Source organism: Neobacillus sedimentimangrovi, assembly GCF_010614825.1.
Classification (GTDB): domain Bacteria; phylum Bacillota; class Bacilli; order Bacillales; family Cytobacillaceae; genus Neobacillus; species Neobacillus thermocopriae.
Genome location: NZ_JAAFZF010000059.1, coordinates 1 through 15,801 on the forward strand (window position 1 = coordinate 1; position 15,801 = coordinate 15,801).

At 36.3% G+C, this 15,801-nt stretch carries 19 protein-coding genes, 1 tRNA gene and 4 pseudogenes; 9 read left to right on the forward strand and 15 right to left on the reverse strand.

What is annotated here, in order from left to right; all coding sequences use genetic code 11:
* Positions 1-293: 293 nt before the first annotated feature.
* The 5 genes from GZA11_RS14600 to modA all read right to left on the reverse strand — a co-directional run bounded on the left by GZA11_RS14600 (position 294) and on the right by modA (position 5,140).
* Positions 294-1,487 carry an ABC transporter permease gene (locus GZA11_RS14600; protein WP_163184268.1) on the reverse strand — a complete coding sequence of 398 codons (1,194 nt, stop codon included), beginning with the start codon at positions 1,485-1,487 and terminating at the stop codon, positions 294-296.
* 2 nt (positions 1,488-1,489) lie between these two features.
* Positions 1,490-2,173 (reverse strand): ABC transporter ATP-binding protein, encoded by a 684-nt coding sequence (locus GZA11_RS14605; RefSeq protein ID WP_038540517.1) that lies wholly within the window; start codon positions 2,171-2,173, stop codon positions 1,490-1,492.
* Positions 2,170-3,327, reverse strand: a complete 1,158-nt coding sequence (locus GZA11_RS14610) for an efflux RND transporter periplasmic adaptor subunit (RefSeq protein ID WP_231314797.1) — start codon at positions 3,325-3,327, stop codon at positions 2,170-2,172. The genes GZA11_RS14605 and GZA11_RS14610 overlap by 4 nt, the downstream gene beginning before the upstream one ends.
* Positions 3,328-3,406: 79 nt before the next feature.
* The gene (locus GZA11_RS14615) at positions 3,407-4,069 is read right to left on the reverse strand and encodes a Yip1 family protein (RefSeq protein ID WP_163184269.1); all 663 of its coding nucleotides are present in this window, start codon (positions 4,067-4,069) and stop codon (positions 3,407-3,409) included.
* Between the two features lie 252 nt (positions 4,070-4,321).
* Positions 4,322-5,140: a molybdate ABC transporter substrate-binding protein gene (modA, locus tag GZA11_RS14620; RefSeq protein WP_268926776.1), complete on the reverse strand. Its 819-nt coding sequence runs from the start codon at positions 5,138-5,140 to the stop codon at positions 4,322-4,324.
* Positions 5,141-5,693: 553 nt separating this feature from the next.
* On the opposite strand from modA, the gene GZA11_RS14625 reads away from it, so the two are divergent.
* The 4 genes and pseudogenes from GZA11_RS14625 to GZA11_RS14635 form a co-directional block, all read left to right on the forward strand.
* Complete coding sequence (locus GZA11_RS14625) at positions 5,694-5,840, forward strand: hypothetical protein (RefSeq protein WP_158332818.1); 147 nt, start codon at positions 5,694-5,696, stop codon at positions 5,838-5,840.
* Between the two features lie 669 nt (positions 5,841-6,509).
* A pseudogene (locus GZA11_RS14630) lies at positions 6,510-6,755 on the forward strand (YolD-like family protein); the annotation flags it as partial.
* 86 nt (positions 6,756-6,841) lie between these two features.
* A pseudogene (locus GZA11_RS16795) lies at positions 6,842-7,098 on the forward strand (hypothetical protein).
* 69 nt (positions 7,099-7,167) lie between these two features.
* Positions 7,168-7,392: pseudogene (locus GZA11_RS14635) on the forward strand (recombinase family protein); the annotation flags it as partial.
* 523 nt (positions 7,393-7,915) lie between these two features.
* On the opposite strand, the gene GZA11_RS14640 reads toward GZA11_RS14635, so the two are convergent.
* A tRNA-Val gene (locus GZA11_RS14640) sits at positions 7,916-7,988 on the reverse strand.
* 149 nt (positions 7,989-8,137) lie between these two features.
* Between GZA11_RS14640 and GZA11_RS14645 the strand changes: the two genes are divergently transcribed.
* The 4 genes from GZA11_RS14645 to GZA11_RS14660 all read left to right on the forward strand — a co-directional run bounded on the left by GZA11_RS14645 (position 8,138) and on the right by GZA11_RS14660 (position 10,256).
* Positions 8,138-8,368, forward strand: coding sequence for a WYL domain-containing protein (locus GZA11_RS14645; RefSeq protein ID WP_038540501.1), 231 nt, complete (start codon positions 8,138-8,140; stop codon positions 8,366-8,368).
* A gap of 95 nt (positions 8,369-8,463) precedes the next feature.
* On the forward strand, positions 8,464-9,189 hold the full coding sequence (locus GZA11_RS14650) for an alpha/beta hydrolase (protein ID WP_163184270.1): 726 nt from the start codon (positions 8,464-8,466) through the stop codon (positions 9,187-9,189).
* Between the two features lie 125 nt (positions 9,190-9,314).
* Positions 9,315-9,827 (forward strand): YjcG family protein, encoded by a 513-nt coding sequence (locus GZA11_RS14655; protein ID WP_163184271.1) that lies wholly within the window; start codon positions 9,315-9,317, stop codon positions 9,825-9,827.
* 6 nt (positions 9,828-9,833) lie between these two features.
* Positions 9,834-10,256, forward strand: coding sequence for a GNAT family N-acetyltransferase (locus GZA11_RS14660; RefSeq protein ID WP_038540491.1), 423 nt, complete (start codon positions 9,834-9,836; stop codon positions 10,254-10,256).
* Between the two features lie 287 nt (positions 10,257-10,543).
* Here the strand turns inward: GZA11_RS14660 and GZA11_RS14665 are convergent, their stop codons facing one another.
* The 7 genes from GZA11_RS14665 to GZA11_RS14695 form a co-directional block, all read right to left on the reverse strand.
* Complete coding sequence (locus GZA11_RS14665) at positions 10,544-10,798, reverse strand: stage VI sporulation protein F (RefSeq protein WP_038540488.1); 255 nt, start codon at positions 10,796-10,798, stop codon at positions 10,544-10,546.
* A 125-nt stretch (positions 10,799-10,923) separates the two neighbouring features.
* Positions 10,924-11,034: a YjcZ family sporulation protein gene (locus tag GZA11_RS14670; RefSeq protein ID WP_081905147.1), complete on the reverse strand. Its 111-nt coding sequence runs from the start codon at positions 11,032-11,034 to the stop codon at positions 10,924-10,926.
* 96 nt (positions 11,035-11,130) lie between these two features.
* Positions 11,131-11,487 carry a stage V sporulation protein AE gene (gene spoVAE, locus GZA11_RS14675; protein ID WP_038540486.1) on the reverse strand — a complete coding sequence of 119 codons (357 nt, stop codon included), beginning with the start codon at positions 11,485-11,487 and terminating at the stop codon, positions 11,131-11,133.
* A gap of 15 nt (positions 11,488-11,502) precedes the next feature.
* Positions 11,503-12,519 carry a stage V sporulation protein AD gene (gene spoVAD / locus GZA11_RS14680; protein WP_163184272.1) on the reverse strand — a complete coding sequence of 339 codons (1,017 nt, stop codon included), beginning with the start codon at positions 12,517-12,519 and terminating at the stop codon, positions 11,503-11,505.
* Positions 12,520-12,996, reverse strand: a complete 477-nt coding sequence (gene spoVAC / locus GZA11_RS14685) for a stage V sporulation protein AC (protein WP_163184273.1) — start codon at positions 12,994-12,996, stop codon at positions 12,520-12,522.
* A gap of 15 nt (positions 12,997-13,011) precedes the next feature.
* Positions 13,012-13,452 (reverse strand): YhcN/YlaJ family sporulation lipoprotein, encoded by a 441-nt coding sequence (locus GZA11_RS14690; protein WP_235925057.1) that lies wholly within the window; start codon positions 13,450-13,452, stop codon positions 13,012-13,014.
* 457 nt (positions 13,453-13,909) lie between these two features.
* Positions 13,910-14,263 carry a DUF1360 domain-containing protein gene (locus GZA11_RS14695; protein WP_163184274.1) on the reverse strand — a complete coding sequence of 118 codons (354 nt, stop codon included), beginning with the start codon at positions 14,261-14,263 and terminating at the stop codon, positions 13,910-13,912.
* A 132-nt stretch (positions 14,264-14,395) separates the two neighbouring features.
* On the opposite strand from GZA11_RS14695, the gene GZA11_RS14700 reads away from it, so the two are divergent.
* Positions 14,396-14,947 (forward strand): CotY/CotZ family spore coat protein, encoded by a 552-nt coding sequence (locus GZA11_RS14700; RefSeq protein WP_163184275.1) that lies wholly within the window; start codon positions 14,396-14,398, stop codon positions 14,945-14,947.
* Positions 14,948-14,989: 42 nt separating this feature from the next.
* Here the strand turns inward: GZA11_RS14700 and GZA11_RS14705 are convergent, their stop codons facing one another.
* Together GZA11_RS14705 and GZA11_RS16800 are read right to left on the reverse strand one after the other, a co-directional pair.
* Positions 14,990-15,493 (reverse strand): CotO family spore coat protein, encoded by a 504-nt coding sequence (locus tag GZA11_RS14705; protein WP_163184276.1) that lies wholly within the window; start codon positions 15,491-15,493, stop codon positions 14,990-14,992.
* Positions 15,494-15,644: 151 nt separating this feature from the next.
* A pseudogene (locus GZA11_RS16800) lies at positions 15,645-15,801 on the reverse strand (group II intron reverse transcriptase/maturase); the annotation flags it as partial.

The following is a 15,801-nucleotide window of genomic DNA, read 5'->3' on the forward strand; positions in this document are numbered from 1 at the left end:
TTACTCTGTATCACCTTCGGCAGAAAGGGCTTTGTTTTGTCATGCAAACTCACCCAGTGATACCTAGCCTCATATGAAGTTCGTGTTCCTCAGACCGGAAGTTTGCCGCTCGCTTCCTTCAGATTCCGCGTCACCACGGACACCCTTGCGTTAAGCTAACTGCTACTTCTGCCTTCGCAGATCGGGACTTTCACCCTATAGATTACACCCATGCCGGGCGCACATCAAAAAAGGAGTTGATTCAATTAAAGAATCAACCCTTTCTAATTGCTGGAACAACGAGAAATATAATTCTATTCATATCGTAAGGAATCAATTGGATTCATCTTTGAAGCTTTATTGGCAGGCAAAATCCCAAACACGATGCCTATGGCCATTGAAAACAGGACTCCGCCCAAAACCACTTGCCAGGAAACCAAAGACGGCCATCCAGCGAAAAAGCTTATCAATGAAGCTGTTCCCCATCCTAAAAATATGCCAATGATTCCACCAATTAATGTTAATGTCATTGACTCAATTAAGAATTGAATTAGCACTTGCCCTCTTGTTGCCCCAAGTGCCATCCGAATCCCAATTTCTCTTGTCCGCTCTGTCACAGATACTAGCATAATATTCATTACACCAATTCCACCAACAAACAAAGAAATTCCTGCAATACTTCCAATAATTAAAGTCATAATTCTTGTAACTTGGCCAATTCCTTGAGCAATTTCTTCCATATTGATTACTTGATAGGAATTTTCCGTATTATGCATTTTGTTCAAAAGGTTAGCCGCTTTTTTCCCTGCTGTCTGTAATTGTTCTGCTGAATAGGCTTGAAGAGTTACCTGTGTAAAATCGCTGCTTCCAAAAATAATTTTCCATGTTTGAAATGGCAAGTAAATCTCCATTGACCCAAACGCAAAAAGACCGGTTGGTTTTTCAAGAACACCAATAATTTCTACAGGCTGATTGGCAACCATAATAATACTTCCAATGGGATTTTTTTCTTTAAATAACTCATTTTTTAATTTATCGCTTATTAAACCAACCCGTCTAGCTCCTAAAAAGTCGGCCGTGGAGAAATTCCTTCCATTTGCTGTATTCAATTCATTCAATTGTAGAAATGCTTGATTAATACCCGTTACTGCAACTTCCTCCGATTTTTTTTGAATCCTTGCAGTTGACGCTTTCGTTCCTGATGCTACAACTCTTTTAATTTCGGGGATCTGTTCTAGTGCACGGATATCCTTCTGAGTAAATGGTGCCTGAAGCAATATATTAGGATTGGCTCGCAATTCTTCATCCGAAGGCTGATAAAAAATTTCAACCGTATTTCCCGGGCCTGTTATCTGAGATTTCAGCATGGCTTCCCCGCCTTGCCCAATCGCTACAACGACAATTACGGCACCGACTCCGATAATAATTCCAAGCATTGTTAAAATACTTCGCATTTTATGAGCTTTTAACGAGCTTAATGCCATTATAAGGTTTTCCATAAAACTCATGATTACAGTCTCCTTTCAAAATTCGAAGACTGAATCATACCGTCTCGGACCATAATGGTTCTGTCCGCAAATTCAGCGATCTCAGGCTCGTGCGTAACTACAACGATTGTTACACCTTCCTCATTAAGTTCCCTAAATTGCTCCATAATGGATATACTTGTTTTCGTGTCAAGTGCCCCTGTCGGTTCATCTGCCAAAACCAGTTTTGGTTTGTTTACTATCGCTCTTGCTATAGCAACACGCTGCTTTTGTCCACCAGAAAGTGCATTAGGTAAATGATCCATTCGATCAGAGAGTCCTACTTTCTCCAGTGCCTCCACCGCTCTCTCTCGCCTATCCTGTTTGGATACTCCTGCATAAATCATCGGTAATTCCACATTTTTCAAAGCCGTTAAACGTGGGAGAAGATGAAATTGCTGGAAAACAAAACCAATTGATTCATTTCGTACTTTTGCTAGCTCTTTATCGTTATAATTGGAAACATCATCCCCAGCAAGAAAGTAATAACCAGAACTTGGTTTATCCAAACATCCGATAATGTTCATTAAGGTAGACTTTCCTGAACCGGATGGACCCATTATCGCAACGAATTCTCCGTCTTCTATGGTTAAATTAATGTCGTTTAATACATTAATTTTTTCCTTGCCAATCAAAAAGGACTTCTTGATGGATTGTAATTGAATCATTTGACTGTCACTTCCATCCCATCCTTCATCTTATCAGGCCCCTCCACTACTACACGGTCTTTAGCAGTAACCCCTTCAAGGATTTCAATCTTTTGGCCGGAAGCAACACCTGTCTTCACCTTTTGCTTTCGAATTACTCCATCTTTTACAAGAAAAACATATGAACCATTTCCATCGTCATGAATGGCATCTATTGGAAGAACCGCTGCCGTTTTCTTTTCCGTTTCAATTTCCATTATGACCTGAAAACCAGGCTTCAAATCTTTTAATTCTCCATTAATCTTTACAGTTATTGGATATTGAACAGCCTGAGTTTCGTTTGTCATCCCCGTTTGAGATGTTTTTTCTGGTAGGATGCCAATGTTAGAAATCTCACCTTGCCACTCTTGTTCTGTCAGTGCATCAGATCTTAAATGAACCTTTTGCCCCGCTTGAACCTTTAATGTGTCATATTCCGAAAGAAGCCCCGTTACGATCATTCCATCCATTTTTCCAATATGTATCAATGGCTCACTATTTGCTAAATGTCCCGATGCTACAACTTGTTTGTTTATAGTTAAAACAACTCCATCGATCGTGCTCTTAATCTCTAATTCACTTAGGCGCTTTGCTAACATGTCCTTTTGCAGATTCGCTTGTTTGAGGTCAAGATTAGCCAATTCCTTTTCCATTTCTAAACGATCAAATTCGGGATCAAGCTGTTTTTTCGCTTCTTTCTTACCTACCTGTTCAATTAGTGTTTTTTCCTTATCCTTTAGTTGTTTGATTTGCTTATCCATTTGACTGATTTTCAATTTCGCCGTTTCAATGGCCAATTTATTTTGCTCGATTTCTAAATCAAGCTGAGGATTTTCAAGTTTCGCAAGAACAGTTCCTGATTTTACTGACTGTCCTTCTTGAACAAACAATTCCTTTACCTCTCCCTTTTCTGGCGAGGTGTAGATAACTTGTTCCTCCTGTAGTTTTACGGTACCCGGAACCATCAACTTCTCAGAAATTTCTTCATAAATCATTTTGGTGGTTTTTACAGAGGGACCTTTTGCAAATACCTGCCGATATACGCTGACCGAAACTGTGAGAATAATTAAACTAATAACTCCAACAGCAATCCATATTTTCTTTTTCATTTTTTTAAGGCAAGGCACTCCCTGCATTTATTAGAAGTGCCCTCCTCCCTTTTCTCCTTTCCATTCACGCAATTTTTGATTCATTCAAATGGACGGTATCAGATAATTACTGCGCTATTCCATTAAACATTGATCCAATTTGCCCAAAGCCCAAGCCGATAAGAAAGAAAATAATTGCAATTGTCCATGCGAGTCCTTTTGAAAAATTTGCTGTTTTATGAAGTCCAATGGCTGTTAAAATAGTTGACCATATTCCAAATATTTCAATGGAGCTTAATAATCCTGTTTTCTCTTGATTGAATACACCTGCTAAACTAGTAATAAAAATTTCAGGATTCCCATTAATCAAATAAATAATTGCCATATTCAAGACCAGCCCTAATCCGCTGATAACCATAATAAACGTATTCATTGAAAATAATTGTTTAAAAGTTACAGATACCCCCGCAATCTTTGCCACTAGTAAATAAATAGCACTGCTAATTAACACTCCAATAATAGGTATGAAGATGCCAGTGATGGCAGTGGATATCTTGGTAAAACCAATTAGAAACTCTGCCTGATCTTCCGGAACACCTTGATCAATTAATGTTCCAACATCCATTGACAATCCCATTAGTGTGGAACCAATTCCGTAAAGAATGGATACGATCAATAGAGGCACCCATATTTTCGGATTGCCTTTAATTCTTTCAAACTGTTCACCTGGGCTTGTAAACATCCCTATCAAACTAGGATTCTCTTTCTTTAATTCTGTCTGTACTTCCATAAGTTACCCCCCTATATTCCAAAATGAATCATACAGTTCAATATACGATTCCAATTGGAAAAAGTTTCATTAATTGTTTGATTTTTCACATCTGTAATTAACGAGGAAAGTTCAAGAATGATTGGAAAAAGCAATGTGTGAGCTAAATATTTTATCGCAACAATGATCAAAAAAAATGCCCCAAAATGAGACAAAATATTATTTTCCTCATTTTAGGACTTCTTTTTTAAGTTAAGAGACTGTAGCCATTTTTTAGTTTAACTTTTTAAATCCATACTTTTCTAATATGTTTATCGATGTTTCGCTATGAAGGTACTCATAGAATTGTTGAGCTTCTTTTGCATGGGAACTATTCTTTATTACCCCTAATGGATAAATAATTGGCGAATGAGAATCCTTATCTGCCGTTGCAACAATCTCTACCTTATCTGAAATGAAAGCATCCGTTTTATAGACGATCCCTGCATCAACATTGTTTGTTTCAACATAAGTTAGAACTTGACGTACATCCTTCGCATAGACGACTTTTCCTTCTACAACAGGCCATACATCCAATTTTTCTAATGTTTCTTTTGCATATTTTCCTGCTGGTACAGACTTAGGAGTACCAATAGATATCTTCTCCGCTTTAGTCAAATCTTTAAATGTTTTAATGCCTAGAGTAGCTTCTTTTGGTACTACTACTACAATTTCATTTCCAACAAGATCAATACACTTTTTCTTATCAATCAACCCTTGATCTACTAAGAGGTCAAATTTGTCCTCTGCAGCAGAGAGAAAAAGATCCACAGGAGCACCTTGAGAGATTTGTTGTTGAAGGGCTCCTGATGCCCCAAAATTATAATTTATTTTTACATTTGGATGTTCTTTTGTGTACTTTTCTTTTATTTCATTTAATGCGTTTTGTAAACTTGCCGCTGCAGATACTGTTAACTCTACTTCCTCCTCAACAGCTTGTTGTTTTTGCTCTTCTGGTTCACTCACTTTATCATTGGAGGAACAACCAGACATAATTAGTAAAAGCAATATAAACAAATAGAATAAATAATTCGAGTTTTTCCTTTTCATCATTCCTTATCCATCTCCAATTTATTTATAACGAATTATAACTAAATATAACTAATCATAATAATAGTGGATGTGAAAATAGTCACTTTTTTATAAAACTGTAATGTGTCAAGGGAAATGGAACGACTGATCAATACGAAAATATAAATTTTATCTTTCGATTATTTTTAGTCTAGTTAAATCTTTAGGAGATTATGATTCATCCCTGACAGGCATCATTATCTATGAAACATATTAAAAAAAGCTACTGAAATGTCTGTAGCCTTTTTTAATATATATACACCATTCTTAAACCTGCCCCATTCATACAATGAACACTGCTAGAAATTTGTATTTAATTATAAACATGTAAAGTTTACATATACCCTAAAAAATTGACGGCTCTAAGGTTAAACGGCGTTAATCAAAAGAACGTTACAATTTTTTTCTGCTTTTTAAAAATTTCTTTAGCTTGGTGTATCATAATCATCAACCGAAGAAGATACACAAACACATGTTGGAAACGCTCCCTCTATTGTTTTAAAATGTAAATGTTCGTTTTAAAACAAGAGGGGGATTGAAAAAGATATTGCCGGTTTTATTTTTGGTGTTAGCAGGATACAGCAGTGCACCACAAAATAAAACGGACAACCAAACAGCTACAGCTGAAGAAAAAACAGAAACCCGCCGAAGCAAAGAGCGATTTTGGTTTTACTCTAAATAAATTTATTGATGAATATAATAAACAAATTGATAATGGTATCATGACAGTAAGAAAAAAATCCCTTCCCACCTTCAAAATGATGAGGACTTTTTCAAGATTGATGGTGGGAGCTATGTTCACATTTTAGCCAAAGAAGCTGATAATGATGAAAAGCATAAAGGTTATATCTTATCAAGCATACATAATAAAGATAAAGAGCTTGCAAGTATTGACCTTCGCGTATACACCACTGTTGATAATGAAAAAGTTATGAATATGTCAAGTACAGGGACTCTCGCAGTGTATAAATTACTGGATATTTTAAATTTTTAAGAAGAGACTTCAGAAGCTGCTCTCAAGGAGGCTAATCCAAATTACACAACCTCCAATAATGTTTGTAAACTTACACTTAAAATCCAACTTAATAAAAATTCTATTTTGATTGAAATTCGCCCACCAAAATAAAAAGCCTTCTCTTAGGAGAGGGCTTTATCTTTGATGGGTTATTTTTCTTGTTGAAAATAGAACAAATGTTCTTGTGTAATCATCTCAAAGGAGATGTACACCATGAAAGATGACAACTTGAAAGATCGGGGATCAATCAAATGAACAGCTATGATGCTGCCGGAGCATGTCAGCCTGCTTCGCGAGTTAGAAAGCAACCAGAACAAATTATAAAGGCCTGTTCTTGACATGTCTCAGATCGAAGATATGGAAATGGTCATAAGTGAAGCAATGGAGTTTAATCATCCAGTTCAGTTTTCTGTATTTAAGTCGCTGCCAATGCTTAACGGACCCGAAACCGGGGAGATCATTCACATAGAGGGCCATATCCATTACATAAACCAGCTGCGCAAGCTGTTCCATGTTATGGATTTAAAAGGAGACACTAACCTCATTAAATTTGAGGATGTTGTCGGTATGAAAATGAGGTAAGTCCTCTTCCTCTTGACCAAAAATGCTACAAACGTCTTCTTTTCTAATATAAACATATTTTGTAAAATTGAGGTGTTAGTTGAAGAATTCAACGATTTGGGAGTGACCAGCATGATGCTTATTTTTTGGGTAAGTTTATTTTGCTCTTTCTGCTCTGTTCAGTTGCATTCTCTTTATTTAAGGTTTTGTATTACAATATCGGAAAAAAATTTGTTACAAAGACGGTGGATGGGACAAAATTGAATTGGGCTTTGAATGTTTTGTTAAAAACGGTACGAAAATGGATAGCAGCGATTACTTTATTATGGCCGTATTAGCGGCTTTATTTGCAATTTATTTATAAAAACTCCTGGGAAAACCAGAAAAAATTTTACACTCGAAACCGAACATACGTTTCAACGAGGTGTAATTTGTGACAGTTGGAATTTATATTAGGGTAAGTACAGAAGAACAAGTAAGAGAAGATTTTTCTATTTCAGCCCAACGTGAAAAACTAAAAGCCTACTGCATATCACAAGACTGGACAGACTATAAGTTTTATGTTGATGAAAGCAAGTCCGCGAAGGATACGAATCGGCCTTACTTAAAGTTAATGCTCGATCATATACAACAAGGATTAATCGATGTTGTTCTGGTTTGAAATGACAGATACATATGATAGTTTAAGATTGTCAAAAGTTAATGCGTAATCCTTATTAAACTAACATTTAATGTAAATAACTTTTATCTTAGGAGGTTTTAAATGAAGAAAACTAATTTTATTAATTTTCATTGGAATGGGATTTAGCTATATTCAATATAAAAAGTCAAGTGTTGAGCAAAGTGTAACTAAGTATCTAACAACAGAAAAGAACATTTCAAAGAATGACATTATTTCCAGCAAACCATTTATTGCAAATTTACAAGGAGATAAGAATTGGATGGTTAGCATCAAACTAAAAAATGATGATAAAACGTATTATTATTACAAAAGTAAAAATAAAGTTATTTTAGAATCATATGTGGAAAACGGAGTAGAACACGTTCAATAAATAGGTTAAATAAAGAACGAGGAAACCCTTGATAAATGGGGTCTCCTCTAATTTTTATAAAAAATCAACATTAAGATTTAACAGAAGCTAAAAATAAAAAACCCTTGAAAAATCAAGGGTTTTCTTAAATGACCTGTGAGGGGTTCGAACCCCCGACCTCAACCCTGTCAAGGTTGCGCTCTCCCAACTGAGCTAACAGATCAATTTATCAAACTACAAATTTAATTATAATAACAGTTCTAAAAATGTCAATATGTTTTTTACTAAAAATAAACGAATAACCATTCTTTTTTATCGAATAAAGAACATATGATTGGTTATAATATAAATAATAAGAAAGGAGGATTGCAGATGAATGGACTCTTCATACGATCAATGGAAGAAAAAATTCCGTTAGACATGATTTACCTGGCTAATAACAAAGAAATCACTCAGCGCAAACTTATTATCAAAGAGGTAAATGATGAATACATTTATGCTTACTGCTTACTAAGGAAGCAGTTCCGCTCATTTAAACGTGAAAATATTTTATCAATCATGCCCATATCCGAAACCCATTCAATGAACCATTATCTCCACTAACTCACCCCCCTATATGCTTCATCTACTTCTGCAATTTCTCCATCATTATGTTAAAATTCATATGTACGATACGAACTACAGGGGGATTTTTCAAAATGGAATATCCAAAAGGCACAATCCATGAACTTACTTTTTTTAGCCAAGAGCTTAATGAAGAAATGCAGCTTTTGATTTACCTGCCAGCAAACTTTTCACCACTATACAAATACTCCTTACTAATAGCACAAGACGGGCGAGACTATTTTCAACTAGGAAGAATCGGACGTTTAGCAGATGAGTTTCTGTATAAAAAAGAAATTGAAAATTTAATCATTGTTGGGATACCATACAAGACAGTTAAAGACAGAAGAAGAAAATATCACCCTAATGGAGATCAAAATCAACAATATATTCGTTTTTTAGCCCATGAATTAGTTCCATTTCTTGATCAGAAGTACCCAACCTATCAAATGGGAATAACCAGGGCGCTAATAGGTGATTCCCTTGCGGCTACAGTCTCGTTAATGACTGCGATTCAATACCCGCACACTTTTGGAAAAGTAATTATGCAATCTCCTTATGTTGATTCCCAAGTGTTAAATTTAGTATCCAGTTTTTCAGATACGCCAATTTTAGAAATCTATCATGTGATTGGACAGCAAGAAACAGAAGTAAAAATGACTGATGGAAAAATAAGCGATTTTCTGAATCCAAATCGTGAGCTTTCCAAAATTCTATCTTCTAAACCATTTACATATTTTTATGAAGAATTCAATGGCAATCATACATGGACCTACTGGCAGCCGGATTTAAGACGCGCACTAAAACAGATGTTCTCTTAAGACTATCTTATTATTTATTATATTTAGAAAATTTGTTATAATAATTAGAAAGCCATTTACCGTTTCTACTATTCATGTCTTAACCATGGAAAATAATTGAACTTTTATTTATAGGAGGTAAGTCTATGAAATTTGGTGTTGTTGTTTTTCCATCCAAAAAGCTTCAAGATTATGCTAATTCCTTTCGTAAGCGCTATGATCCGCATTATGCATTAATCCCACCGCACCTTACATTAAAAAATGCTTTTGAAGCAACAGAGGAAGAAGCAAAAGGATTTGCAGATAAATTGCGGCAAATTGCAAGTAATACAAGCCCCTTCACACTCAGAACCTTGAAAGTCAGTTCGTTTTTTCCAGTTAATAATGTGATATATTTTAAAGTAGAGCCTACAAAAGAACTGATTGATTTGCAAAAGGAAATTAACAAAGAATTTAGTGACCAAAACTCAGAATATGCTTTTGTTCCGCATATTACAATTGGACAAAAGTTATCCAATGATGAACACTCTGATGTCTATGGGTCACTGAGAATGACAACTATTGATTTTGAGGAAACGATCGATCGCTTCCATCTTCTTTATCAATTAGAAAATGGCTCTTGGACGGTTTATGAAACATTTCGCCTAGGAAAGGAATAATTTAACGTGACGGTAAAGCTTGTTGAGAATCAAAAAGAACTTGAAGATGCTTTTTCAATAAGAAAAATGGTTTTTGTTGAGGAACAAAATGTTCCTGTTGAAGAGGAAATCGATCAGTTTGAGGAGGAAGCGGCACATTTTGTTATGTATCACGAAGGCTCTCCAATAGGGGCTGGCCGTTTCCGTCAGGTTGATGATTACGGAAAAGTAGAGCGTATCTGTGTGCTAAAAGAAGCCAGAAAACTCGGGGCTGGAAAGGCTATTATGAACGCTATTGAATCCTATGCACGCGAGAAAGGGTTTCAAAAACTAAAACTCAATGCACAAACACATGCAATTCCATTCTATGCTGGATTAGGATATGAAGTTGTTTCTGACGAATTTCTCGATGCTGGAATCCCTCACAAAACAATGGTCAAGCATCTTTAAATTGTAAAGCACTTGCTCGTAACATAAAACGGCAAGTGCTTTTTTATTAACTAAGATTTTTCCGTTGCCTCACCTGTTAGTGTTGTTAGGATAAGGCACGTACAATAATCAAAATTAGAAGCGTTTTTATGATCAAATCAAGTCTTTTTCTAGTTCACTTATATCTTCCCACACCATTCACTTTTCAAAGCATTGAAGGAAAGATTGACAGACAGTGTGACAATATTCTTAAAGAAACTTCCAACAAAAAGGAGCCAATTTCCATCAATGGGAATCGGCCATCATTTTTATCTTTTATTCATCATATTTGAAATGGTATTAAAATCGAGCTTTTTGCCATCCTTAATAATTGTTTTTACGAGTTGATCTTCTAATTGCTTGCTTACTGGTTTATTGGCAAGTCTAGAAACTTTTCTAATTACACCACGGACTGTTTTTTCATCCTTAAAGTTTGCATTTTGTAAAGAATTGGCTAGTTCAAATATATCCTTCATATTTACACCAGTTCTATTTTCGATGTTTTTAAAGAAACCATTATCCATTCTTAGTTCTCACACTCCTTCATAAACTACTTTATTGTATGAAGGAGCAATAAAATGGTGATAAGTAAAAGCTAAGAAGGGCTGGCCTATTTTTGGCCAACCCTTCTTGATAGGCATGCTAAATATTAATAAAAGCTAGCTCCTACAATAATCAATAGAATGAATAGTACGACGATTAATACAAAACTATTGCCATAACCACCACCGTAGCCGTAGCCACCATAGCCGCACCACATAGCATCATTCACCTCTCTTTAGTAATCTCATTAATAACATATGAAACCACTAAAAGAAGTGTATAGGCACGTCAATTGTAAAGTGAAAAAACTTATTTAGCCCTTTGGTTTGAACAAAAGTGCCCCTAGAAAGCCAAAAATAATAGCTGCCGATACCCCGGAACTTGTAACTTGGAACATTCCAGTCAACACACCAATCAACCCATGATTTCTTGCATCCTGGAGAGCTCCATTTACCAACGAATTACCAAAACTCGTAATCGGAATCGTTGCTCCCGCTCCTGCAAAACTGACGAGCGGGTCATATAATCCGAACCCAGCTAACACTGCTCCTGCTACAACTAATAAGCTTAACGTATGTCCAGGTGTAAGCTTTGCCACATCAAATAATAGCTGGCCAATTACACAGATGCTTCCACCAATTACAAAAGCCCAGAAAAACATTGCTAACACACTTCATCTCTCCTTTTAGTCTTTCATTTCTATTGCTACCGCATGTGCAATACAAGGTATGGTCTCATTTTGTTGGAAAGTAAGTGGCGACAATAAAGCACCTGTAGCAACAACCAAAATTCTTTGATACTTACCTTTTTTCATTTCATTTAATAAATGTCCATATAATACAGTGGCTGAACAGCCTGCGCCACTTGCACCAGATTGTACAGGCTGATCTTCTTTATAAATAAGAAGGCCGCAATCCTGAAATTGCCTACGTTCCAATTGAAGGCCACTTTTATTAATGAGCTCAAAAGCAGTATCATGACCTATTCTCCCTAAATCGCCAGTAATAATAAGGTCATAATAGGAAGGTTCTAATCCAAGATCACGAAAATGTGCCTGAATGGTATCTGCTGCTGCAGGTGCCATTGCCCCTCCCATATTAAATGGATCAGATAACCCCATATCGATAACCCTTCCAATCGTTGCTGAGGTAATAACAGGATGTTTTTGTGAGGGATCATTTTTCTGAACCAGTGCAACGCCCGCACCTGTCACTGTCCATTGAGCAGTTGGTGGCTTCTGGCTACCATATTCCGTTGGATAGCGAAACTGCTTTTCCACTGCTGCATTATGGCTTGATGCTCCAGTTAATACAAAATTTGCCCCCTGATGATTAACAACGAAGGAGGCTAGTGCCAAGCCTTCCATAGAGGTTGAGCAAGCCCCGAATAGTCCAAAGTATGGAATCTTCATAGTTCTTGCTGAAAAACTTGAAGGAGTAATTTGATTAATTAAATCACCTGCAAAAAGAAACTGTACTTGTTCTTTTTGAATGTTCGCCTTCTTTAAAGTAATTTTGATTGCCTCTTCGAACAACACCCGATGCGCTTTCTCATATGAATCTTGTCCGATCCATAAATCCTCAAACAAAAGATCGAAATCTTTAGCCAGCTTCCCATTTGCTTCGAACGGACCGCCCGTCACTCCTGTTGCAGTAATCATCGGGTGGTTTTCAAAGACCCATGATTGATGTCCTTTTAACAATTACAATCCCCCCCACATACTTAGAAGAGTTCGAATAAGGGCAACTACAAAAGCAGCGAACACTCCAAAGAGCAATACAGAGCCTGCAAGCTTAAACATGTTCCCGCCTACTCCTAAAACAAACCCTTCCGTCCTATGTTCAATTGCCGCTGAAATAACTGCATTCCCGAATCCAGTTACAGGTACTGCACTCCCAGCCCCAGCAAACTGTCCAAGTCGATCATATACTCCAAAACCAGTTAAAATCATAGATAAAAATACCATTGTCGCAACCGTTGGATTTCCTACATTTTGTTCCGTAAAATTAAAAAAATATATATAAAAATAACTGATGGCTTGACCAATAACACATATCAATCCACCAACAAAAAATGCTCTAATACAATTCTTTAATACCGGCCTTTGTTTTTCATGTTTTTGCTGTAACTGCTGATATTTTTGCTGCTCAGGTGTCATATTTTTTTGTTTACTTGCCATCTGTATACTTCCTTTCTACTTCATATCTTTTGTCAGCTTAACGATTTCCTTAAAGCGCTTTTCAGCATCTTTTTCGCTAATATCTTTTGATTTCACCTTCTCATTAAGCCTTACTGTTTCAAGAAAAATTTTATAATCACTTGAAACTGTAAAGTTTTCTTTTGGATATTTCTTTTCTAGCTTCGCTTTAAGGTCATTTTCGATTTTTTTCATTTTCAATCGGTGTAAATGCTTTACCTTATAAACGACCAGTATATCTTTTTTTCCTTTTACTACAGCAACATCGTAAATTTGCGGAAAGGAGCTGACGTCTTTCTCAATTTTTTTAACGAGATTGTTACTTTTATGTTGGTCGGTTACAAATGGAGTTGGATTCGTTGTTTTCATTAGGGTCAGCTGGCTATCTTTAGTTTGTTGATTTACACCACAGGCAGTAAGTAAAAATATACAAGACATAAATATAATCACACGAAAGTTATTGAGCATTTTATGGTTCCTTCCCTTTTGCAAAGTTTATTTTTCTACCTTTTATTTTTTTCGGCAAACAAAGAAATTATGAGTCATTAATTGGTTGATTCCAAAAAATAAAAAGGGGCTGTCTAAAAAGTCCATTTAAGAGAAAAATGAACCCAAATTAAAAACCCAAGAATGTTGATTTAACAGCATTCTTGGGTTTGGCTTTTATAAAGATTTCGGCTGAAATACCACTTTCCGGACAGCCCCTTTTCATCCTTATCTATGCTTTTTTTGGCCGCAGCCGCATCCCTTTTTCTTTTTTTTCTTTGAAGACTTTTTCATCTTAATAACTTCCGCTCCATGAAAATATTTCTTCACCTTTTCCTCTCCCTTTTCCTTAATTGCATAGCTACTAATTAAGGTATGTCAAATTCAACAAACTGTCTGAGCGAAAATCTTATTTTTCTAAAAAAAACTGAATAATGGTCTCCAAAATAGACGCAGCTCCTGCAATGGCTAATATTAAGATTACAGGTGTAAAAAAGACAGGTGATAGATAATACATTCCCACAATTCCGACAGCACTCCATATCCCTGTACACCAATAACAGCTCAAAAGCTCCCCTACAAATCGCTTCCAACCCCTCTGTTTTGGCGTGTAATAAATCTCTACCTCACCAGAATTCTCCTCTATAACTTCATCAAAAAAAGGCTTACGGAGAAATTCAGTAATTTTGTCAAAAACAATCAATCTCGTGAGCCTAAAACTTGCCAAGGAGAGAATTAGTAAATTAATAAATGTAATATTCATTTTAACATCGGTCCCTTTCTTATATGATTCCGCCTAATTTTGTTAAATAAGGCAATTGTCCGTAACCCAAAAGGTAGTACTAAAATATGTTAGTAATGTAAGATACATTAAGGATTAAGGAGGAAAATATTAATGGGTTGTGGGAAATCTCGTCATGATCACGACAAGGATAATTGCGTATGCCAAGTCGTTCGAGCGATAAAAGATATCCAAGATAATGCTGTGAATGAATGCAGACCATGTACCAGCTGTTTTAATGAGCCGCTCGGTTCACTTGCTCCAACATTAGATAAAGTTGATACACGCGTATTTGTTCTAAAAACAAAAGATGGCACTCCATTCCATGCTTTCTTCACTGCGGAAGATCCAGCAGATGGATGTGTTTCAATCTTTTTCCGAGTGGAAGAAGTATTTGACAATTGCTGTGCAACACTTCGCGTTTTAATTCCAGGGGTAATGTCTACAGGCGGTCAAAGCAGTCATGGCGGACATGGCAAACATCACAAAGGCGGCAATCAATTTGAGCCTGTACCGCTATTTAATTCAGACACTTGCTGCATTGACTTAAATGCTGTTTGTCAAGTAAATGCCTTCATGCCAACAAATGATTGTGTAACAGTAGATTTAAGCTGCTTCTGTGCAATTCAATGTATTGCAGATGTGTTCCTAGATATTTGCGATTAAACAAAACAGCCAGTCGGTTAATCGGCTGGCCTTTTTGTTTTGTTATCTTCTTATTCCGATCATCACGACATTTAAGATTTCTGCCGCAGAGAATGTTTGGGTTGTATTATTTTGAAATTGAATGGTTACCTTGTCTTCTTCATATTCTTTTAAAAAACCCAAATGTTTTTGTTCTGCCGTATAAAACACGCAAAGAACAGGAGGAAGTGCCTTCGGGAAATTCTTTAAATATTCCAACCTTTCATGAACATTCATCTCCTTGAAAGGCTTTACTCGATTTAACGTAGGGAATCTTTGCGCAGGTTTTAAAGCAGACGTATCTTTATTAGATAAGTCACTGTTTGCTGTTTTCATATTTTCAACATCACCCGAATGTTCGGATTTTTCTACTTGTTTCTTCTTCCATTCTTCATTACTGTTATCTTCATTAATAGATGGAAAATTTACTTGCTTGCTTCTAAACACTTCCTGCATTTTATTTGCTGGTGGCCTTAAAAATGGCTGATTTATAAAAAGTAATGGTCCCTGGCTCTTTTTATTTGCCATATCATCTACCTCCTAACGGTCAATCCTACATTTTATATGTATGCGAAATACAGAGACACGTTAACAGGATTTTTCCAATCGAGTAGGAGGGGGTGATTAACCCCCGTCCTCTCACACCACCGTACGTACGGTTCCGTATACGGCGGTTCAATCAAGATAAATGACGCAAGAATTCATAACGTTTCTGTAGACTTTTAAGCCCTTGGTTACTCCAATAGGAGTTTCCAAGGGTTCTGTGTAATATGGGACTTTTTGAGATTCGCCAATAACCTTTACGACTGTTCCCCCATTCATAAGCTTTCCATTCA